General features: G+C 56.3%; 15 protein-coding genes. 1 reads left to right on the top strand and 14 read right to left on the bottom strand.

Going from position 1 to position 21,614, the window contains the following annotated elements:
- Positions 1–951: 951 nt before the first annotated feature.
- From HY788_03305 to HY788_03355, 11 genes are all read right to left on the bottom strand, one after another.
- A complete protein-coding gene (locus HY788_03305; GenBank protein MBI4773203.1) occupies positions 952–2,883 on the bottom strand; it encodes a thiamine pyrophosphate-binding protein in 1,932 nt (643 codons plus the stop codon).
- A 348-nt stretch (positions 2,884–3,231) separates the two neighbouring features.
- Entirely contained in the window at positions 3,232–3,996 is a 765-nt protein-coding gene (locus HY788_03310; protein ID MBI4773204.1) for a 3-oxoacyl-ACP reductase FabG, read from the bottom strand.
- 88 nt (positions 3,997–4,084) lie between these two features.
- Complete coding sequence (locus HY788_03315) at positions 4,085–4,864, bottom strand: enoyl-CoA hydratase/isomerase family protein (GenBank protein MBI4773205.1); 780 nt, start codon at positions 4,862–4,864, stop codon at positions 4,085–4,087.
- A gap of 45 nt (positions 4,865–4,909) precedes the next feature.
- A complete protein-coding gene (locus HY788_03320; GenBank protein ID MBI4773206.1) occupies positions 4,910–6,688 on the bottom strand; it encodes a hypothetical protein in 1,779 nt (592 codons plus the stop codon).
- Positions 6,689–6,708: 20 nt separating this feature from the next.
- On the bottom strand, positions 6,709–7,863 hold the full coding sequence (locus tag HY788_03325) for a thiolase family protein (GenBank protein ID MBI4773207.1): 1,155 nt from the start codon (positions 7,861–7,863) through the stop codon (positions 6,709–6,711).
- 32 nt (positions 7,864–7,895) lie between these two features.
- Entirely contained in the window at positions 7,896–8,327 is a 432-nt protein-coding gene (locus tag HY788_03330) for an OB-fold domain-containing protein (protein MBI4773208.1), read from the bottom strand.
- Positions 8,328–8,356: 29 nt separating this feature from the next.
- The gene (locus HY788_03335; protein MBI4773209.1) at positions 8,357–9,136 is read right to left on the bottom strand and encodes an enoyl-CoA hydratase; all 780 of its coding nucleotides are present in this window, start codon (positions 9,134–9,136) and stop codon (positions 8,357–8,359) included.
- A gap of 28 nt (positions 9,137–9,164) precedes the next feature.
- Entirely contained in the window at positions 9,165–9,947 is a 783-nt protein-coding gene (locus HY788_03340) for an SDR family oxidoreductase (protein MBI4773210.1), read from the bottom strand.
- A 260-nt stretch (positions 9,948–10,207) separates the two neighbouring features.
- Complete coding sequence (locus tag HY788_03345; protein MBI4773211.1) at positions 10,208–11,359, bottom strand: acyl-CoA dehydrogenase family protein; 1,152 nt, start codon at positions 11,357–11,359, stop codon at positions 10,208–10,210.
- Positions 11,360–11,405: 46 nt separating this feature from the next.
- Positions 11,406–12,572, bottom strand: coding sequence for a CoA transferase (locus HY788_03350; GenBank protein ID MBI4773212.1), 1,167 nt, complete (start codon positions 12,570–12,572; stop codon positions 11,406–11,408).
- 48 nt (positions 12,573–12,620) lie between these two features.
- A complete protein-coding gene (locus tag HY788_03355) occupies positions 12,621–13,361 on the bottom strand; it encodes a GntR family transcriptional regulator (protein ID MBI4773213.1) in 741 nt (246 codons plus the stop codon).
- 463 nt (positions 13,362–13,824) lie between these two features.
- Here HY788_03355 and HY788_03360 point away from each other — a divergent pair, with 463 nt between their 5' ends.
- A complete protein-coding gene (locus HY788_03360) occupies positions 13,825–15,096 on the top strand; it encodes a 2-hydroxyacyl-CoA dehydratase (GenBank protein MBI4773214.1) in 1,272 nt (423 codons plus the stop codon).
- Between the two features lie 224 nt (positions 15,097–15,320).
- On the opposite strand, the gene HY788_03365 is transcribed toward HY788_03360, so the two are convergent.
- The 3 genes from HY788_03365 to HY788_03375 form a co-directional block, all read right to left on the bottom strand.
- On the bottom strand, positions 15,321–18,356 hold the full coding sequence (locus HY788_03365; GenBank protein MBI4773215.1) for an FAD-dependent oxidoreductase: 3,036 nt from the start codon (positions 18,354–18,356) through the stop codon (positions 15,321–15,323).
- A 216-nt stretch (positions 18,357–18,572) separates the two neighbouring features.
- The gene (locus HY788_03370) at positions 18,573–19,100 is read right to left on the bottom strand and encodes a 4Fe-4S dicluster domain-containing protein (GenBank protein MBI4773216.1); all 528 of its coding nucleotides are present in this window, start codon (positions 19,098–19,100) and stop codon (positions 18,573–18,575) included.
- Positions 19,101–19,118: 18 nt separating this feature from the next.
- A complete protein-coding gene (locus HY788_03375; protein ID MBI4773217.1) occupies positions 19,119–21,254 on the bottom strand; it encodes a molybdopterin-dependent oxidoreductase in 2,136 nt (711 codons plus the stop codon).
- Between the last annotated feature and the right edge of the window lie 360 nt (positions 21,255–21,614).

A 21,614-nucleotide genomic window follows, 5' to 3' on the forward strand; every position in this document is an offset into this window, starting at 1 on the left:
CGGACTTCACATGTAGCTCTTGTTACTATTTAGTCGTACTGTGAGTGCGGAGTCAAGACATATGACTAGCTATCGTTGGAAGGCAGAGACGGAGAGATATTGTCGATTGATAGCATGGCAAAAATTGTACATGTTTAAGCAAAGTGGTTATCTCATTTGATCATAGAATCTAAATCCTTGGAGTCCCCTCAAAAGATGGTATCTCCATTCATATATAATGGCTCGTATCGGGTGACGTTTAGTCATTAGTGCGTCGATCCTTGAGACATGTGTGCCAGATTATCTTAACTCCGAGGACAAGAGGTCCTGTCCCGATGAGTGTTTGCAGAGGGATCCTATAGTTGGCCCAACGATTTGGGTCAAGGTCAAATCGGCGTAATGGTGCATAAATCTAACGTCCGTTCGTATCCCAGGCCAGTCCTACAACCTCTTGTTGCTGCGCAACGTGGACAAACGAGAATCGAGAAGGGGCGGGTCCCTGTACCCGCCATGATAGATAGGGCAGGCGCGGGGCCCTGCCCCTACGGTCTTCAACGGTGCTCACGCGATATCGAGGTGGGCTGGGTTATCGACTGCAGCGAGCGTATCCCAACCTATTGGTATTGTTGGGTTTCGCGATGCTCAACCCAACCTACGCTTCGACGCGTCAGCCCGTCTTGATATCCATTTGGGTGAATCTGCGGTACCAGGCTCCAAAGGACATGAAGCGGCTGTACGTCTTCCATCACACACACGAAGGATGCAACAATTCCGGTGTGACCTCTTGTTGCTGCGCAACGTGGACAAACAAGTTGTCCACGCCACCCCTAATTTGGCTGTTACGGGGTGAATCCGAGGAGTTGCCCCTAATATTCAAAGAGTTGGAGAGCACGAAGGCGACGCTTGCATCCGTCCGACGATGGTATGCGAAGGGCATTGCGGCCGGGCCGCAATGCCCCGAGAATAGAGGGGTTATTTGACGCCGAGTTCGAAGTCTTCTTCCTGAAGATCCCAACGGTCGTAGCCTTCGGTTTCCACACCGTATTCTTCAAAGGGGTACATACCGGGGATGAACTTGGACCGCATCTTTCTCATATAGCGGGTGGTTTCATTCCAAGGCAGATGCTTCCACATGATGGCGCAAATGGGACTATCCAAAATGGCCTGCACCGGACGCTTGTCCACGTCCACATTGATGACGGCCGTCTTGCCCTGTTCCGCTGCGGAGAAGGCTTTCTTCAACGCAGCGCCTATCTTTTCCGGTTGGGTGACCCACTCGGTATGACAGCCGATCGCTTCGAACATGCGATCATATCGTTGGTTCGGGATGAAATAGTGCGGAAGCACTTCGCCCTCGGGAAGCCCGTACCAACCAAGATTTTTCCCGTATTGAGCATCCGAGCCTCCGATCCAGCCGTCATTGTTGTTGACCAGGTATACAATGGGTAATTTGTGCCGCAGGGCGGTTTCAACGTCCATTCCCGAAAGACCCATGCCGGCGTCGCCCATCATGGCGAATATCATCTTCTTTTTATCATACCCGAAAGCGGCCCCTATGGCCTGTCCGATACCGTGACCAACCCCCGCGTGCGGCCCGGAATCAATCACCTGGCCCGCATTTTTGGCCTTGATATAGGGACTCAGTATATTGCTTCCGGTAAAGGCGTCCATGATATAGCAGACGTCACCCTTGTACATCTCGTCCACCGTGTCACAGATGACCTTGCTCAGCCAGGCCGGATGCACCGGGCTTAAATCTTTGAATTGAAGCGCTCGTTTTTCCAGGTGGGAGGACCTCTCCTGTTCCACTTTCTTTACTCTCTCCAGCCAATCCGAACGTTTCGCAGGCGGAGACAGGGTGTTATTCTTGATGGCGTCGATCATAGCCTGGATGGTCGTTTTCACGTTTGCCTGGATGGCGACCTCCGTAGGAATCCATGGGTGGATATACTCGGCGGTCTCCGATATCTGGATGGCGCGTTTAATCTGAAACCGATTGCCGAAAAAGTCAAAAAAGTCCATGCGTGCGCCCAGGATGACAAAGAGGTCCGATTCGAGTCCGATGTTGCCCGCCCGCCAAATCAGGGGATCGTCTTCGGGGATCGAGCCCCGGCCGCCCCGCCGGCCCATCACCGGAATCTGAGCCAAACGGGCGAGTTCCCGCAGTTCGGCCTGGCAATTGTTCCAGAGAATCTCGTCACCTACGTACAGCACCGGTTTCTCGCTGGCAAACATCAGTTCCAACACGCGATCCACGGATTTGGGATTCGGATACGACTCGGCGATGGGTTCTTTCAACCAGTTTTCGGTGTACAGGTTGTGGTTAGGTGGGTAGTTGCCGGTAGCCGCATTGAGCTCGAATTCGAGGACCGACGGTCCTTTGGGCAGTTCCATGGCTTTCCGAATGGCTTTGGTAAACCAAAATTTATATGACCGTGAGTCAATCACCCGTTTCGAAACTTTAGCAAAACTTTCATAAATTTTTTCCGCATAGCATTCTTGAAGCGTGTACGCTCCATCGTCGTTAGCCTCATGACCGGCCAAAAGCGCCAGCAGCGGGGTATTGCTCAAATGCGCCTGGTGGACGGGCGCCACCAAGTTGGTCGACCCGGGTCCCACCGTGCCGCAGCAGACTCCGATTTTGCCGGTGGTGCGTGCATAGGCTTCCGCTGCATAGCCTCCGCTCTGTTCGTGCCGTGTTGTGACGTGCTTAATCCCTCCCTTGATCAAGGCATCCACCCAGAGCCACATATGTCCGCCCGAGACTCCGAAAAAGATGTCCACCCCGTTTTCCTTCAGGACTTCCAACATAACGTGCCCCGGATTAGGGGACGTTTCCAACTTGCCCTCGGGAACCCGTACATCGACTCCGCCTTTTTTCGCCTCGCTGTTCTGTTCCGGCATACTTACCTCCCTTGGTGTTTGTTTGGTGCAAAAACCATGTACTCCGCCGAACGAGGCATACACTGTACTCAAGGGGCCACAATAAATAGTGTGGCGCCGAGTGAGCACTGCAACCCCGTTCCCGGCAATGATGAGTTTGGAATTACCCACACCGTAAGAATGGAACATCCCCGAAATCGTACGCCGGAACCGGTTTCGATGCTTCCACGATCAAAGGAGGTCAGGTTTCCCAAAACTGTACTTGGTAAGGAGATGCCATACATCCGTGTCATGCACGGGCAGAGGAGCGATTGTGCGTCCGATCCCGAGGCCCGAATGCCCGTGCCGTGGCCCGGCCCGGCTCGAGCCCTAAGCCATGGTCAGACCGCCGCTTACGCTCAACGTTTGCCCCGTGATGAAATTCGCCTCGTCGCTGGCCAAAAACGTCACGGCCGCGCCGATGTCTTCGGGCGCGCCCATGCGCCGCAGAGGAATTATCCTGTCCATGGCGGCGAAGACCTTTGCGACGAACTCATCCACTTCAACCATGGCGGTGATCATCGGTGTCATGGTCGGTCCCGGACAAACGGTATTGACGGTGACGTTGTTCCGGGCCAATTCTCTGGCCATGGTTTTGCTAAACGCTATAATGGCGCCTTTCGTCCCGGAATATACCGCCTCTCCCGTGCTGCCCACCCTGCCGGCGTCGGAGCTGATATTGATGATTCTTCCGCGATTCCTGGACATCATGTGTTCCACAACGGCGCGGGTGCAATGGATGGTTCCCATGTAGTTGATTTGTACGATTTTTTCCCACACATCCGGCGTATTCTTTACAAACGGTTCGATCTTGTCCCAGCCGGCATTATTCACGAGAATATCGACTTTCTCGAAGTCGGATATAATCCTTTGCATGGTCGCGACTATGGATTCACGATCCGTGATGTCGGCTCTATAAAATCGGACTGTTCGACCTAACTGCTTAAGTTCCTTACACGTTTCATCGGCTTCCTTCTCGAGTACGTCGATCATGGCAATGCCGGCGCCCTGTGTGGCAAGGCAGGAGCATATGCCTTTGCCTATGCCTCTTGCGCCACCCGTTACTACGGCGATCTTACCGGTCAAATCAAACATATCGGGTCTCCTTTCTTGCTCTCTTGGGTACCCTGCGGGAAGAGCAGGTGAACGTTAAACACGAAAAACACGAAGCAGTACGGAATAGCTACCTCCTGAACCTGGAAAAGTCGGTAGGTCTTTTTTCGAGATACGCGTTTTTACCTTCCTGAGCTTCTTCGCTTTGATAGTACAACCAGGTTGCGGCGCCGCCCATGGCTTCCGAGCCCATTAGATGGTCGGTCTCCCTGTTGAAGGATGCCTTTAGTACCCTGATCGCCGTCGGGCTCATGGATAGGATCTTCTGACACCAGGCGTCTACTTCTTCGCGCAGCTTTTCAGGCGGCACGACCTTGTTGACGAGTCCCATGTCCATTGCTTGCCGGGCATTGTACTGTTCGCACAGGAACCAGATCTCCCGGGCCTTTTTCTCACCCACTAGACGCGCCAGGTAGCCGGCTCCGAATCCGGCGTCGAAGCTGCCCACTCGAGGACCCACCTGCGCGAAAACAGCATTTTCGGATGCGATGGTGAGGTCGCATATGCAGTGAAACACGTGCCCGCCTCCGATGGCATATCCATTTACGGCCGCGATCACGGGCATCGGCACTCTTCGAATGGCGTCGTGAACCATGCTCACGTACGTGAGCAGTTCCGGCTTGTACCCCGCCCCGGAAGACTCGCCCGCATCTCCGCCCACGCAAAAGGCCCTGTTTCCGGCCCCCGTGAAAACCACCACACCGATGGTTCGATCCACGATCACATCGTCAAAGGCCTTGACGATTTCTATGAGGGTTTCCGTTCGGAACGCGTTAAGCTTTTTTGGCCGATTGATCGTTATAGTGGCAATTCCGTCTTTCTTTTCGTAGATAATGTCCTCGAAATCCATGGGCTCCTCCATTGTTTGATGGGAATATGCGCTTATTAACGGGATTTACTCCGCTTTCTTGCCTAAATAGTATCTATTGGGATCGAAGGACCGGATGATGTCCAGCTCGAGTTGCACGGGAGGGTCCAATATCTCGATATTCGGCGCCTGCTTGAGGTCCCACCCGCAACGTTCCCGGATCTCCTCCGGTGTAACGTGCGATTGGCCCGAGCAGCACGGAAAGCAGGCTGTCAGGACCAGTTCCTCCCCCGCACGCTCCCGTTCGAAGAGGCCCAACGTGGAGACCACGACGCGCAGGTTGTCTCCCGGAGAGGTCACATACCCGAGGTGCTTTTTGAAACGGTTCTTGGACTGCCCCACGAGCACCATCATCTCTCTGGCCGCACTGGCCACGTCGTTGGCGCCTCCCGATCCCGTTATGAATGTGCCTTCGCTCGTTCTGGTCGTATTCACGTTCCCCAAAGGGTCAATCTCCGCGGCTCCGATCGCGCCGATACAGGACCCATGGCGCCCACTCAATATCAAACCCATTACCGTTTGGATATCGCACACCATCTTACACGTGCAGAAGTTTCGATGATTGAAAATGGAAGGGTCCATGGGACGCGGAACGTACCCGTAGAGGCCGACTTCCGCGATCAAATCGATGTCATATCCTTCCTTTCGGAGGTTGTAGAAGCACAGCCAGGCAGCGAGGTTGGATATGCCGGCGCCGCAGAGCATCGTCTTATATTCGTTCCGGATGATCGTTTCTTTGAGCTTGCGGGACATGGCCACCGCAGCCATCTCGACGGGTGTGTAGGAGGGGCTTCTAGATATGTTCTTTTCAGCCCCGACCTCGAATTTCCACATGTCGAAATGGGACTCGCCCTTGAGCCTCAACAATCGATCCCGGCCCAGCTTTTCGAGGTATGCTTCATGCGAATCGCAGGACAACACCCATTCCTGGACCCAGGCTTCAAATTCTTCCTCGGATTTCTCGCACCGCCGCCCCTCGTCGATGAAATCGTAGTCCTCGGCGTATACATCGAGATCAACCATGCCTATGCGAGACAATCCCCCGGGATGCGCGCCGAAGGGTACCTCCGAAACCGACCGCACGAAAGTCCCCGGCAGCCGCACCAGGTGATTGTATCTGCGTATGGTTTCCGTTGACACGATTTTCTCGGCGCTCAGGACCACTCCCTGGCGGCTGGCCATGGCTCCGTAAAGGTTTTCGCTGAGCGGAGGCAGAAATACTGCGTTTCCTTGGCTGTCAGCCATCCAGGCGTGCAGAATCGAGAGGTCCGGCGTCAATGCTTTCACCAGTCCGATCCGTCGTTCTTTGTCGAAGGGATCGTCCATTGCAAGGAACGTATCCGGATTCTCCCGCTCAAGGGAACTCCCGAGAAGGGACTTGGTCGGCAGGAAAGGTACACCCATAGCCCCGGCCTGCAGGCGCAGGGGCAGCGTGAGAAGGGACCAGTGCTCGGCCTTCAGCGACCCATCCTGGAGAGATCGTTGGAACACGGCGTTGGGGCCGGGTGTATAGTATGGGTCTCCGAAGTAGCAGGTAATGATCTTGGACACGAGTCCCCCATGCACCAGAACCGCCTGGGGGAGATTCATGGACAGCGCCACGAGCTCGAGGCTGTTTTTCCTGCCCCAGAACTGGCGGGCGATTTCAAACAGAATGGCCGTGCACCACCGCGCCCCCACCTGACCGACGTGAAGCAGGATTCCGGGCTTTACGTGCTCCCTGACGGCGTCCTTCAGTGAAGTCACCTTATCCGGACCGGCGGTGAACTCCGGTTGAAACCAGGGTTCGTTGAAATGTTCCATCATTTCGTCGCCCCTTCGAGTGTTCAGCGGGCCTCGAGGATCGTGACCGAACTGTTGGGGCCGGCGCCCATGGCATGGGCCATGCCGATTCGGGCTCCCGCCACCTGCCGTTTCCCCGCCTCCCCGCGTAATTGGCAAACCAACTCGCATATCTGGCCCAAGCCTGTAGCGCCCAACGGATGACCCCGGGACATGAGACCACCGTCCGTGTTTACAGGGGTTTTTCCACCGATATCGAACGCTCCCTCTTTCAGCAGACGGGGAGCTTCGCCCTTTTTGCAGAAGCCCAGTTTCTCGATGTCCCACAGCTCGGCGGGCGCCATGGTGTCGTACGCCTGTACAACGTCCATGTCTTCCGGTCCGTATCCGGAAGTCTCGAAAGCCTGTTTGGCGGAAAGCTCGACGATGCCTAAAGCGGGGGGGTGATTGCGGCTCTTGGAGATCCCCGCCATTATAGAGTGCTCTCCATAGACCCCCGACGTCAGCGAACACGCCTTTACGGTCACGGCCCGTTGTGCGGAAGGGATCCTGTCGCGACTGCACACGATGGCGGCGGCCGCGCCGTCGGCCAGAGGGCAGCAATGGAACAATCGCAGAGGGGTTGCCACCATCCGGGAATTCAACACTTCTTCCATGGTGACTTCTTTTTGGAATCGGGCGTGCGGGTTGTGAACGCCGTTCTTTCTGTTTTTCACCGTGACCCGCGCGAAGTCCTCCACCGTGGCGCCGGTTTCTTCCATGTATACCACGGTCTCATTGGCATAGTTCGCCATCTGAACGTTGAAGCCGGAAGCCAGTTCCCATGGCCTGAAAGCCGTGCTGGGGATCGGACCCCGCGGCATTTTCTCCATGCCGAGGACCAGAACGGTATCGTAGAGTTCCGCGGCTACGGATTGGCATGCCAGGCGGAAGGCCGAAGAACCGCTCGAACACGCGTTCTCGACGTTCACCACGGGAATACCGGTCAATCCGACTTCCTTTATGGCCTGATGGCCGGATCCGGTTCCCTGATACACGCTCCCGCAAAATGCCGCTTGCACATCGTTCCAAGTAAAACCCGAATCTTCGAGTGCGTTCAGTATGGCCTCGCTTCCAAAGTCGTAGCATTCCTGATCAGGGTAATACCCCCATTTGGTCAGTCCGAACCCCGCCACCAGGACTTCTCTCATCTCACTCATGTCCTTCATACATCTCCCCCAGACACCACAGGCTAAACAGGCATGAACTTGAACGTTACGATGTCGCGGCCTTCTTCGTCCTCACACAACTTATCAATTACGAGCTCGACGTCTCTGTGCAGTTCAAGTTCGTCAAAATCGTCGGTTTTGAACAACGTCGTAACATAAATGCCCTCCGGCAGCTCGACGGCTCCATACGCATACGGAACGGGTCCCTTATAAAAGCCCCCTCCCGGTTGCTGCATGACCACGCTGAAGCTGGCGATCTTCCCTCTCGGGCTCAACCTCACGTCTTTCAAAGTCTTTTGCCGGCAGTAGGTACACCAGCCTTTTTCCTTCTTCGGGAAGAAACTCTCCCCGCACGATTCGCATTGACTTCCGATGAGCTGGGGCGGTTCATCCTCCGAAGCCGGCGTTGTCCAAAAACCCTCGTGAATGGGAATCCGGTTACTCTCACTGTTCATTATGGTCTCCGACGTTGTACATTAAGGTCTTATTCGGCCTTGAATACCGGCTTCCGCTTCTCGAGAAAGGCCTGTATTCCTTCCTTGTAATCTTCCGTAAAGCTTACCAGAGTGGCGCATTTTGCTTCGTAGTCCAGGCCCTGGGCCATAGCCATTTGCATACCGTCGTTGATGGCGGCCTTCGCGAGTTTGAGTACAAGAGGAGGCCGCTCTCTATAGAGATTCGCCCAACTGTGTGCTTCTTCGAGCAATGAGTCCGTTGGAACTACTTTGTTCAAAAGGCCTATGCGTTCGGCTGTTACAGCGTCGATGGGTTCCCCGCTGAAGATAAGTTCCTTGGCCTTTGCTATGCCGATGAGACGGGGAAGCCTCTGGGTGGAACCTCCACCGCCGATGACGCCTATCCTGGAATGCGCATCTCCAAGCAATGCATTGTCTGCGCCGATGCGGATATCACAGGTGCAGGCCAGCTCGAGGCCGCCTCCCAGGCAATAGCCGGCAATGGCTGCGATGACCGGTTTACCCATATCTTCGATCAGATGATAGTAGCTGTAGGTCCGTTTGGGCGAGAGCTTGTCCCATAGCCGAGCCGGAACAGGCGACTCCTTGATGTCCGCCCCGGCGCAAAACACCTTTAGGCCCCCGGTAATGATCACCACTTTGATGCCGTCGTCGACACCCGCATCCTCGAGGGTCTCGATGATCTCGTCGCGCATCCTGGGATTTATGGCGTTTCGCCTCTCCGGCCGATTCAGGGTAATGGTCGCTATACCTTCAATTTTTTCGTACAATATGGTTTCGTATGCCAATGGATCGCCTCCTCTCGTTGTATGCGCTTCAGACCATGCAATAGCCCCCGTTGACGCTGAGGGCCTGGCCGGTGATCCAACTCGCTCGTTCCGACGCCAGAAAACAGATGGCATTTGCCGCATCCTGCGTTCTTCCAAAACGCCGGAGCGGATAGTTCTTCAGAATCGCTTTTTCCAATTCGTCTACGGTCTTACCGAAACGTTCCGCCATCACTTCCTTCAGTTTGGCTGCACCGGGGGTGTTCGTGGCGGAAAGCGATACGCAGTTGACACGTACGCTGTTGCGGCCCAATTCTTTGGCAAGGGCCTTGCTGAATGCGATAACGCCTGCTTTGGCCGCCGAATAGACGCAGTTGTTTGTTTCTCCGATCTTACCCGCATCTGAAACCACGAACACCATGCTTCCCCGATTCTGTGTTACCATCTGTCGGACCACGGCCGCAGCGGAGTTCAAGACTCCGTATAGATTCAAATGGACGGAAGAATCCCAATCCGCTTGAGTTGCTTCGATGAATGGTTTGCGTTCTCCATGTCCGGGGACGTGAATCAGGATGTCGATGGATTTGAAGGCGCTCAACGCTTTTTGGACCGCCTCGGCCACCTGATTTCGGTCCGTAACATCGAGGCCGAACCAGAGGCTGTCAACGCCGAGGTCCCGGACCATGCCGGCCGTCTTTTCGGCTTCGGCAGGGTCCATGTCGCACGCCACGATATGAGCACCCTCCGCAGCCAGCGTCAGGGCCGTCTCCCGCCCGATGCCTTCACCTCCGCCCGTGATGAACGCTACCTTGCTCCGTACGCCCAGGTCCATGAAGTATTCCTTCTTATTGTCCGTTCAGAGGATATCGGAGGGAACTTTTCTTAAACGAGGCCTCCCTCGGGCTCCGTCCGAAGATTCAATGTCTAGTCGCCTTGCGCCGGGGTTGTCCGTCCTCTTGGGTATCGTATCTCGATTTGCATCAGCGGACCACGGTCTGCGAGAATTCCGACTCTCCCTGCATACTTACCTAAGTGGACCGGCTTTCCGTACGCCGACGGAAGCCGATTACGTTTCAAGTCGAGACGCTCGCATCATACAAAGGCGGACATTCCCAGTATATGGCGCCCGAGAATGAGCTTTTGGATTTCTGTGGTTCCCTCCGCCATGGTGAGATGACGCACGTCCCGGTAGTATCGTTCCATGGGGAACTCTTCGGTGTATCCATATCCTCCGTGGATCTGGATTCCCTTGTAGGTTACATCGAGCATGGCTTCCGTTGCGTAGAGCTTCGCGAACGAGGCTTCGCGCACGCATTCCACTCCTCGATCCAACAGGTCCGCCGCCCTGTAACCCAACAGCCGTGCTATATCCACTTTGAGGGCCATGTCGACGATCATTTCCTGCACCAGCTGAAACTTGCCGATGGGCCTGCCGAACTGGACCCGTTCTTTGGCGTAGTCGATGGAAGCATCGAGGGCGGCCTGGCCGATTCCGGTGACGGCAAAGGTGACGGTCACCCGGCCTATGTTGAGTCCGCTCAAAGCGATCTTCATGCCCCTTCCTTCATCGCCCAGACGGTTCGCCGCAGGGACTCGGCAGTCCTCGAAGGACAGTTCCGAGAGCACGGATGCGTGCATACCCATCTTTCGGATATCCCGTGCGCCGAAAGGGGACTCCTCTTTGTCCACAATGAAGGCGGTGATGCCTTCCCCTTTTTTGGAACGGTCCACCGTGGCGTACACGATGGCCACATCCGCCATACTTCCGCCCGTAATGAGCGTTTTCGTGCCGTTGAGGACATAGTAATCGCCATCACGTTCGGCCTTGGTTTCAATGGAACTCACGTCGGATCCCACGTTGGGTTCCGTGAGGGCGAAACACCCCAGCGTATCCACGGAAAGCAAGCCCGATACAAACCTATCCTTCTGGCCGGCGGTTCCATGCTTGGCAATGGAGTAGGTCACCATTCCGGTTGTGGTGGTGATGGTGCGGAGGGAACCCCAAACCCGGGCCAGTTCCTCGACCAGAATGTAGTAGCTGATGAAATCGAGCCCAAGTCCGCCCATTTGCTCCGGGATAAGGGCTTGCGTGTAGCCGAACGGTTCCAACTTCTTCACTATGTCTTTGGTGAGAGGCTTGCGCTCCCGCTCGTAATCGTCCACGAGGGGTGCTATTTCTTTTTCCAGGAATTTCCGCACCGTATCTTTGAGTATTCTCTGTTCCTCTGTGAAGCTGAAGTCCATACGATTTCTCCCCTTCTGAACGCGGCCCTTGGGACACGAGGATGCATCAACAAATACGCGCTTGCTTCAGAGACCGTATTTCCTCTGGACTGAAACCGGCTTCCGTCAATATGGGGCCGGTGTCCCTTCCAAGAACGGGTTCGCCGGGTGCCGAGGTCCGGGAGCCGGCGGACAGGGCCACGGGGAAACGCGGCAGGTCACGCGTCACCACCCGTCCCCCCGGATCCATTGGAATCAGATTACGATGGCTTAACTGGGGATCGCGCATCCAGGTGTCGAAGGTCGCTACCGGAGCCACGGGCACGTCCGCTTTGGATAGCGCAGCCAGCCAATACTCGAGATCGTGTCTTTTGATGACCGCTTGAATCCTGGAGACGATCCTGCTCCTGTTCTCGTTGCGTGCAACCCAAGACCGGAGGGACGCATCCGACGCCAGATCCTCGAGTCCCAGGGCCCGGCACAAGTTGTCCCAGAAGTGGTCTTCGACAACGCCCAGAGTCAGGTATTGGCCGTCTTTGGTTTCGAACACCCCGTAAGGGCCTCTTCCCATGAACTTTTCTTTGCAAGGCCGGCCACGATCCAGGAATTCCAGAAAACGAGGCATCATCCACATGGCCAGGCTTTCCGTCATGCTGACGTCCAGGTAAAGGGGGGTGGGCGAATGCCGGGCTCTGAGAAGCGCGGCAAGGATGGCTGTCGCCGCGTACATGGCGCCGCTCAGGTCCGCTACCTGGAAGCCGTATGGGTTTTGGGGCCCCTGCTCCGGGTCTCCGGAGATACTCAACAGGCCCGCGACTCCTTGATAATTGATGTCATGGCCGGGAAGAAGCGCATACGGACCCGTTTGACCGTAGCCGGAAATGGAGCAGTAAATGACGGACGGATTGGCTTTCTTGACGGTTTCGAAGTCAATGCCCAAGCGAGAGGCTACTCCGGGCCTGAATCCTTCCACTACAACGTCGGCATGTCGAGACAATCTCAAGAAGACATCGACGCCTTCCGGTTGTTTGAGGTCCAGCGTGATCAGCTTCTTATGGTTATTCAGGTAGTCAAAACCCAAAGGCAGGATGCTGCGTAACGGGTCGCCGGCTGGGGTCCGTTCGACCTTAATCACCTTTGCCCCCAGGTCCGCCAGGATCATCGTGCAGTAGGGTCCGGGAAGCAGATTCGTACAATCCAGCACCTGTATTCCGTGAAGAGCCGGGCGGTCCATGCTGTCTCTCTATGGCTTTTCTGTCCGGTAGTAGAGTGTACCCATCTCTCAGGAAGCTTGAGAGTCCGCAGTCACGAAAAATCCATCCGGGTTGAAAGCAGCGGTTTCCAATGATTTCTGAACGATGCCCGTAACATGGGCCCTAACCTGGTGTTCCGCCCGGACACTATCCCGTGCCTCAAAACTTTCGATGATGCGCTCATGTTCTCGAATGGATTGAGGTATGACGTCATGATCCCGGTAGTAGAAATTGCACATCCAAAACCAAACGATGGCTTTCTTCAGAGACCGTATGGTGCCGTGGATCACCTGATTATCCGCCGCCTTCACGTAGGTCTTGTGAAAGTCGAAATTCAGCTCGGCGCATCGTTCGTACTGCTCATGTTCATACGCTTCGGACATGTCTTTGTTCAGCTGTTTGAGCAGTGTGATATGAGCGTCCGTGAGTTTGACGGCGGCCAGACCGGCGGCAAGTGACTCCAAAGCGGCCATCACGGGGATCAAATCCTCAATATATTTTCGCGTGATTTGGCGCACGTACCTCTTCTTGTAGGCGTCGACCACTACCAGGTCGTCGGACTCCAACATGCGGAGGGCTTCCCGAATGGGCGCCCGGCTCACGCCGAACGCTTTTTGCAGGTCGGTTTCTTTCAGCAGTTGCCCGGTCCGGATGTGGCCCATGGCGATGGCGCGCCCCAGGGATTTGTAGATCTGGTCCACCAGAGTCAGGGGTTTCCCGAGGGCTTCGTAGGCCTTTTCATGTTGTCCGTTGGAATGGTCCGGTTTCATGGTCTTGTTCGTTTCCACTTGGTTGTTGGAACAAAATCGAGTGAGACCATAGCACATTGTCGACAAGAGTAAAAGTGTAAAATCGACAGCACCTCTCTCTTGTTTCCTTCATACGGTAACCGAGGTGTGGATGTCAGCCGATGGAGACGGTGTCGCGATGTCAGAAACGTCCTTCCGCACGAAGGCAGTGAAGTCCGGAAGCCAGGAAACTTACATGATATCAAATGAGTATGGATAACGATTCGGGTCCCGTTTTACGGGAGATAGCCGGGTTGACGAATCGTGACACATCCCCGTATGCCGGGCTGCACGGTTTCACACCCCATCGCCTTGCCATCGGTAACCTGAATTCGAAGGGACTCATTACATCGGTATTACCTATTTGTTGTATCGAATAATACAATATTATACTGCCACCGATTGGAGATACTTACTTCAAACGCTTCTTCAGGAGGTTCCGAGTATGAGTTACGAGGCGATGTGGCAACAACTGGGACTCGATCTCGCCGCGCACGACGTTTTGATGCAAACGCTCGGCGAGGGCTACAAGAGTATATTCCTGCAGCAGCAAGAGCGGCCCAAAGGTATGGAGTACTTCGACTTCGTCATGAGCGAAGTGCACGGATTGCGTATCAAAGAACTGCTCGAAGGCAAAAAGGAGGGGCGCAAAGTCATCGGCTCCTTCTGCGTTTTCGTCCCCGAGGAAATCGTGCGGGCCGCGGACGCAACCCTGGTGGGATTGTGCACCGGAGCCGACTTCGCCACCGAGGAAGTCGATAAGCTTTTGCCCAGGAACACGTGCGCCCTGATCAAGTCGGCCTTTGGATTCAAGCTGGGCAAGGTGTGCCCCTACATCGAGTCCGCGGACATGATCGTGGGGGAAAATACCTGTGATGGAAAGAAGAAATCGTACGAAACACTGGATACCCTGGTGGACAACCTGTACGTAATGGATCTTCCGCAGACGAAATCCGAGCAAGGCAAGTCGCTGCTCAAAGCCGAATTCGAAAAGTTCATGCGGGCGGTGGAAGGACTGACCGGAGTCACCATTGACGTTGAGAAGCTCAAGAAAGGCATCGGCATTGTGAACGACAAGCGCGCCGCCATTCACAGGCTCTCGAGCCTCCGAACGGCGGACCCGGCCCCCATCTCCGGACTGGACGCGCTCTTGATGAATCAGGTTTTCTTTTACGACGATCCCGCGCGATTCACCCATTCGGTCAACACGATCTGCGATGAACTCGAGGGACGCATAGCCGAGAAACGGGGTCCGTTCCCCGAGGGCGCTCCGAGGATTCTCTTGTCCGGTTGTCCCATGGCGGTGCCGAACTGGAAAGCGCCCTGGATCGTCGAGACCTCGGGTGCGGTCATTGTGGGAGAGGAATCGTGCGTAGGCGAGAGAGGGACGCGAAACCTTACGGCGGCCACCGGGAACAGCGTCGAAGAACTCATGGACGCCATTGTGAACCGGTATTTTCAGGTGGACTGCGCCATCTTCACCCCGAACGAGGACCGCCTGAGCCATTTGAAAGAAATGGTCGACACCTACGACGCCGACGGCGTGATCCATTACGGGCTGCAGTTCTGCCAACCCTATCAGGTCGAGTCCATTCCGGTGGAAAGAGCCCTCGAGGAATCGGGCATTCCGGCCCTCAGGCTGGATACGGATTACAGTATGGGAGACGTCGCTCAGATCAAAACGCGCGTCGAGGCGTTTCTCGAGCGCATTGGTTAAAGAATGGTTTCGTTGCAAATGTTCGAGGGGATGTAGGGGCGGGTTTTAAACCCGCCCCTACGTTCTCGCACTTCAGATGTGCGTAACTATTCTGCTCTATGTGAATGGGCGGCAGACGTATGGTGCGCGGTGCGCACCCTACTTGCTACTATTAGATCTCGATCCATATCGGCGCGTTTTAAACCCGTCCCTACGGCCAAAAAATCAAACCCGTCATTTCAGCACTAGGGCGCCGCGCGGAACGTCATCACTTCCTTCGGCTCCACCCAGCTCCCCAGCTCTCTGCCCCTTAAGGCGCGGGCGCAAACCGGGCACAGGTTCCGGTCGACGTGTTCCACAGCCTGGGGACCCACTCGGTGTTTGAGATGCTCGAGGTAGGCCTGGGACATGTGCGGTTTGCCGCACATCGAGCACTTCAGCAACTCCTGTTCGCGCACCACGGTGCCGGTGAGCACGGTATATCGAATCCCGTCCTTATCCACAACTTTGATGGCGCCCGTGGGACACGCTTTGGCGCAGGCGCCGCAACCGACGCATCGGTTCGAGGGCCGAGTGAAATCGGTGAATGCCAGCCTCTCCTCGTTGGCCTCGGCCAGGCGCAGGGCCTCGATGCCCAGTTCGCTGCACACCAGTTGGCACAGCCCGCACCCGATACACAGATCGCATCGGAGACAGCGGCTCGCTTCACCGAGGGCCATTTCGTCGGTCAGTCCCAATTCGATGATCTGGAAATTGCCCTTTCGGTCTTCCACTTTCCGGGTGGGCATCTCGGGCCGGTTCAGACGGGTTCGCGCGTTCGCGTCTACGTCCAGCGGTTCGACTTCCGCGCGCCGTATGGGCTGGGACCACGAGGGATCGATGCTCTTGCCGCGCAAATAGGCGTCGATGGAGTTTGCCGCCTGTTTTCCGGCCCGAACGGCTTCCACCACGGTTCGGGGACCGTACACAACGTCGCCGCCGGCAAAAACCCCGGGCTCCCCGGTAGCCAGGCTGTTTTCGTCGGTGCAGATCAGGCCGCGTTCCACGGTCACGAGGCTTCCCACTTCCACGCAGGCCAGATCCGTGGCCTGTCCTATGGCCAGTATCACGTGGTCCGCCTCTATGGTCATCCTTTTTCCCGGATCGAACCGGGGATTGAATCGTCCCCGCTCGTCAAAGACGCGGGTGCACCGCTGCGCTGTAAAAACGTGATCCGCCGAAACGCTCACCGGTCCCCACGAATTGTGAATGGCCACGCCTTCAGCGAGAGCCGTCTCGATTTCGGACGTGTGGGCCGGCATCTCCCGGCGTTTTTCCAGGCAGACGATGTCCACACGCCGGCCGCCCTGTCTCAGCGCCGTCAAAGCGACGTCAATGGCCACGTTTCCTCCGCCCACCACAACGACCCGGGGCCCCACTCGGGGGTTCCGATCGCCGCGAACTTCCTTGAGGAAATCGAGTCCTCCCAGAACGAACGGCAACTCTTTCCCTTCGATGGGAATCATGCGGGAAAGTTGGGTCCCCAATGCCAGGAAACAGGCGTCGAAGCCCTGGTTGCGCAATTCATCCAGATGCCCGATCTCGTAACCGGTTCGGATGCCGACTCCCAACTCGGTGATCCGGCCCACTTCCCGGTCCAGGACCTCTCTGGGCAGCCGATAAGCCGGAATACCGTAACGGAGCATTCCCCCTGCTTCCTCTTGGGCCTCGAAGATGGTTACGTCGTGTCCGCTCAGCGTCAGAAAGTAGGCGGCGGTGAGGCCGGCCGGGCCCGAGCCCACGATAGCCACTCGTTTCTTCGTGCTCTTGGCTTTCCGGGGTTTGGGATATCCGCCTTCCTCGAGGGCGTGATGAGCGGCTACGGCTTTCATGGCCCTGATATAGATGGGGGCGTCCATGTTCCCCCTCAAACAGGCGTCCTCGCAGGGAGCCGGACATACCAATCCGCATACAAACGGTAGAGGGTTGTCTTTCGAGATGGCGCCCGCGGCCTGTTTGTAGTCTTCATGGCCGATCATGGCCAGGAAACTCGGGATATCGATACATGCGGGACACGTCCCGTGGCAGGGGGCCGGTTTACGTTCGATGCAGCGGCCCGACGGACACGCCTCCCGGCGCACGTGGCTCTCCCACTGGTCCCGGAAGTTGGTAAGGGAGCTCAACAACGGCCACGCGGCGGCAAGGCCCCGGCCGACCATCTCCCTCCCCAGGGTCTCCAGTTCCACCAAGTGGGAATCCATGCCTTTGCCCACGGTGATTTCCGTGACCATGCGGGTGGCCCTGGCAATGAGGGTTCTGGCCCCGATCTGTTCATGTTCCGAGAGCAGCCAGTAACGGTACAAAGCCCTCCTGGTGCTGTCCACCATGCAGGTGTTCTTTTCCAAGAGCCAGACCGTTTTGGGCGCGGGAGTCACCAAGGCGGCGGCCATTTCTTCAGGGGCCAGAGGCACTCGAGCGCCCGGCGCCGGCAGGAAACCGCCCATGCCTCCGTCCAGGGAGAGGGCCAGTGGATTCGCCTTGTCAGTGAGCCCTCCGGCCAACGTCTCGACTACATGCCAAAGATCGACCCCCAGAGGCGCTTCCGCCAGACCGGGCCGTTTGAGGGGTCCTCCCAGGGTGAGCAAACAGGTGCCGGTCTGACCTTCCACTCCCAGAGTTCTGAAATGTTCCGCTCCAAGGGAGAGCACCAGTGCGATGTGATACCAGGTCTCGATCGGGTGCACCAGAACACCCTGTCGTTCGGAGTGGGACAGCCCGTCCGTCCAGATGGAAGGGGCCTGATGGCGGATCAGCTCGAGTTTGAGCGTGTTACCCCGGGCGACGTCGTGTTCGAGAATGGTTTCGAGAGCGTTGAGGAAACCGGTTTCATAATCGTGCAGATCGGACGGGAGCAGCAGTCTGCAGTGCTCTACTCCGCATGTCACCGCGGCGATCAGCAACCCTTCGACCAGACCGAAAGGGTTGCGCGTCAGCAGAAATGCGCTGGACTCGGAACGCGCGTCGTACTGAGTGGCGTCCACCACCAGTACCCCGGGTTCATGCCATCGCTGAAATCGCTTCCAGTTCAAGTATACCGGCTCGGCCAGGTAGCCCCGGTCTCTCAAACCACTGGATCTCAGTTCGGCCATGACTTCAAGGGGGTTCATATCCAACGCGCGCCTCAGACCCTGGAAACCCCCAATCTCGAGATAGCGATCGAGCGTCGTTGGATTGATCTGCTCGCACCATGTCGTGAGCACGCGGCCCAGAACCAGGGACAACCCTGTCGAGTAAACATCCATGAGTTATACCTTATTTAGTTTCCATCCGGAAATGGCCCGGAAACGAGCACGAAGTCGCATGAGTTCCTTTGGCGGCATTTTCACGATTTCCGGGAAATCTGCGTCCAAAGATTCAGCCGCTCCGCCAACGGCGGTGCGGCAATGCTTAAACAATTTGAAAGGAGTCTGAGGGGAACTTTTTAAAGTTTCCCTCAGCAAAAGAGAATGATTTCCCTACTACGGCGAAGTGGTCTCCGTACTGAAGGCGTGTTCCGCCACCAATTTGGCAAAACGATCCCGCCGGTAATCCGGAAGCTTGACGGCTTCCCCGAATTCCAGGCATTGAGTGAGACATTTGGTCACACAGGCCGGCTTGAGGCCGGCGTCCACACGGTCTTTGCAGTAATCGCATTTCACGGCTTTTTGGGTGACGGGGTCCCATTGGCAAGATCCCCAGGGGCAGGCTGTGATGCAGCTCTTACACCCTATGCAGAGCGCCGGTTCGATATATACAATGCCGTCGGACGCGCGTTTCTTTATGGCGCCGGACGGACAGACCTTAAAGCACCACGGTTCCTCGCAATGAAAGCACGGCATGAACACGAAACGCACGCGGGGCAGTCCTTTGACGTCGACGGGTCCCACCCATGTGTTTTTGCACAGAGCGGGTCCGACGCCCAGGCCCTTGTTGGTTTTACAATGCACTTCGCACGCCAGACATCCGATGCAGCGCTCCGAGTCTTGCAGGAGATAGTATTTGCTCATGGCTTGAAACTCCTTTTATTACGCAGGGTGCACATGAACGGTACATTCGCACAGAGCGTGGCCCCCTCCGGCGGGATCGTAGACGGTCAGCATGCCTTTTTGGAGCCGCTGATCCGCGGTTCCCTTGTTGTAAGCCCGCTTCTGCAGCGGCACCGTTCGTCCGAATCCGTGCAGCATGAAGACGGCATCCCGGTGAATCCACGGAGTCACTTTGGCGAGACCTTTCACTGCATAACCCTGCCGGCTCACCTCGATCAGGCTTCCGTCGGCGATGCCCAGTTTTTCGGCGCGTGAAGGATGGATCCAGATGGGGTTGTAATCCAGAAGCTCGTTCAGCAGCGGATTGTTCATGGTGTGAGCGTGGTTGTGCACCGCGGACCGTCCGAAAAGCAGACGAAACTCGTCGCCTTCCATGTTCTTCGGTGGGGCGAATTCGACAAAGTCGTCCAGACCGGCTTTCTTAAGAACGCTGCTCGTAAATTCGATCTTTCCCGAGGGGGTCTTGAATTTCAGTCCCTTTTCCCGGTCCCACAACACGGGCTTGTCCGCCAGGGAAATCTGGCCTTTTTCCCGTAGCTGGGCAACGGTGACGCCTGTTCCTTCCAGCTGATAATTCCAGATTTCCTCGACGTTTTCGAAGTCGAAGAACTCTCCAACACCCAATCGCCGCGCCAGTTCTCGAAAAATCCACCAGGCCGGCCGGCTGTCGAAGCGAGGAGACACGGCCTGATCCCGCATGAGGAAACTGGGTTTCGGACCCGTCTTTTCCGTGAGGATATTGGCGCGTTCCAGATAGGTGGATTCAGGAAGTATGACGTCGCTGCGCCAGGCCGCTTCCGAGTAGTTCACATCGATGGATACCAGGAGTTCCAGTCGGTCCAGTAGCTTCATCGTAGCTTCCGGATCCGGCAAGCTCGAGAGCGGGTCGTGGCGATAGGCGATATAGGCGCCCACCTTATATGGATCCCCGGTTTCGATGGCCGGAAAAAGGAGGTGTAAAATACCCGGACCCGGATCGAAATGCGTATGCTTCCAACCGCAGCCGTCCACTCGGGGATCCTTCACGGCCGGAATGCGATCGGTGAGGTTGTTTAACCCCTTTTTCCCAACGTCCTTGGCGCCCTTGGCAAAGATCGATCCTCCCGGTACCTCGATGGCTCCGAGCAGAGCGTTGATCGCATGAGCGGTTCGGCTGCCGTAGAAGGACTGTAAATGACGCGCGGTCATCCAACCGGCGTGAAAAATGGCTTTGGGAGCATCGTTGGCGATCTCGTTGACAAAGCTACGCACTTCGCGGGCCGGAATGCCGGTATAGGTTTCCTGCCATTCCGGCGTTTTGTCCATGACAAAGGAACTGAGTTCGTCCAGGCCGATGGACCAACGGGTAACGAAATCGCGATCGTACAGATTTTCTTTCAAGAGCACGTTGATGATGGACAGATTGAGCGCATACTCGGTATTGGGGCGGATCTGCCAATAACGGGCGGCTTTGCCGGCGGTGAGGGTGGCCCTAGGATCGATGTAGGTGCATTTGGCTCCGTTTTGCAGGGCCTGAATGAAGTCTTTGGCTTCTTTCACCTGCAGCGATTCGATGATGTTCCGGCCGTAGAGCACGATGTGTTTGGAATTCTTGAAATCGTAGCTCATGCCCGTGCGTCCGACTCCGAAAAGGCTCTTCGTGGCGTGATGGGCGTTGCTTCCGCAGGTGCAGTCGTGCGTGAAGTAGTTGGGCGAGCCGAGGGCTTTGACAAAGCTCTTGGTGAGATCGCTGAAAGCGCCTCCGCGGTCGCTCAGCACCACGCCTTTTCCGCCGTACTTGTCGATCACGGATTTGAGTTTATCCGCAACGTAGTCCAGGGCCTCGTCCCATCCGGCCCTCCGCCACTGACCCGCCCCCCTCGGACCGGTGCGGATCAAGGGATATTGGGGACGCTGGTCGTCGTCGTATTCGAGAGACAGTCCCGCCGCCCCCTTGGCGCAGAGACTGGCGCCCATCGCCTTATCGTGAGAATTGCCCTGGATCCAGGTCACGCGGCCGTCCTCGACCTCCACCTGGATCGGACACCGTGTCGCACACATTCCGCACATGCTGAACACGCTGCGCCTGCCGGGACTGCCCACGCCGCTGACGTTGGGCGCTTTGATTGATTTCATAAAAGGTATCCTCCTTGGGTGTATGGAACCCCCAGTGAACCATCGGCAACGACACTGAATTCGAGAGGAAGCAACGAAGGCGCGCTGCACGAAGCCTGAGAGTCAACCACGTAATAATAGAAGGGAAAACCGTTCGAGAGGTTAACATTTTACAATTTAAACATAATTATGTAGATACACAACCCACAAGTGACCATTCCTCACAAGTTCTTCAAACAGGTCGATTGCGTAAGTGTAATACAATCACACAAGCCCTTCAACGTTTGTGTTCCCGAAACAGGAGACCGTTGCCTTTTCCGCGCGAACCTCGCCTCCCACAGGTCGAAATGTCGCGATCTTTATTCCGAAGCCGGCTTGAGG

Source organism: Deltaproteobacteria bacterium (assembly GCA_016208165.1).
Classification (GTDB): domain Bacteria; phylum Desulfobacterota; class Desulfarculia; order JACQYL01; family JACQYL01; genus JACQYL01.

Coding starts and splice junctions, on each gene's coding strand:
- HY788_03305 (MBI4773203.1), bottom strand. CDS start 2,883: ATGCCGGAACAGAACAGCGAGGCGAAAAAAGGCGGAGTCGATGTACGG.
- HY788_03310 (MBI4773204.1), bottom strand. CDS start 3,996: ATGTTTGATTTGACCGGTAAGATCGCCGTAGTAACGGGTGGCGCAAGA.
- HY788_03315 (MBI4773205.1), bottom strand. CDS start 4,864: ATGGATTTCGAGGACATTATCTACGAAAAGAAAGACGGAATTGCCACT.
- HY788_03320 (MBI4773206.1), bottom strand. CDS start 6,688: ATGATGGAACATTTCAACGAACCCTGGTTTCAACCGGAGTTCACCGCC.
- HY788_03325 (MBI4773207.1), bottom strand. CDS start 7,863: ATGAGTGAGATGAGAGAAGTCCTGGTGGCGGGGTTCGGACTGACCAAA.
- HY788_03330 (MBI4773208.1), bottom strand. CDS start 8,327: ATGAACAGTGAGAGTAACCGGATTCCCATTCACGAGGGTTTTTGGACA.
- HY788_03340 (MBI4773210.1), bottom strand. CDS start 9,947: ATGGACCTGGGCGTACGGAGCAAGGTAGCGTTCATCACGGGCGGAGGT.
- HY788_03345 (MBI4773211.1), bottom strand. CDS start 11,359: ATGGACTTCAGCTTCACAGAGGAACAGAGAATACTCAAAGATACGGTG.
- HY788_03350 (MBI4773212.1), bottom strand. CDS start 12,572: ATGGACCGCCCGGCTCTTCACGGAATACAGGTGCTGGATTGTACGAAT.
- HY788_03355 (MBI4773213.1), bottom strand. CDS start 13,361: ATGAAACCGGACCATTCCAACGGACAACATGAAAAGGCCTACGAAGCC.
- HY788_03360 (MBI4773214.1), top strand. CDS start 13,825: ATGAGTTACGAGGCGATGTGGCAACAACTGGGACTCGATCTCGCCGCG.
- HY788_03365 (MBI4773215.1), bottom strand. CDS start 18,356: ATGGATGTTTACTCGACAGGGTTGTCCCTGGTTCTGGGCCGCGTGCTC.
- HY788_03370 (MBI4773216.1), bottom strand. CDS start 19,100: ATGAGCAAATACTATCTCCTGCAAGACTCGGAGCGCTGCATCGGATGT.
- HY788_03375 (MBI4773217.1), bottom strand. CDS start 21,254: ATGAAATCAATCAAAGCGCCCAACGTCAGCGGCGTGGGCAGTCCCGGC.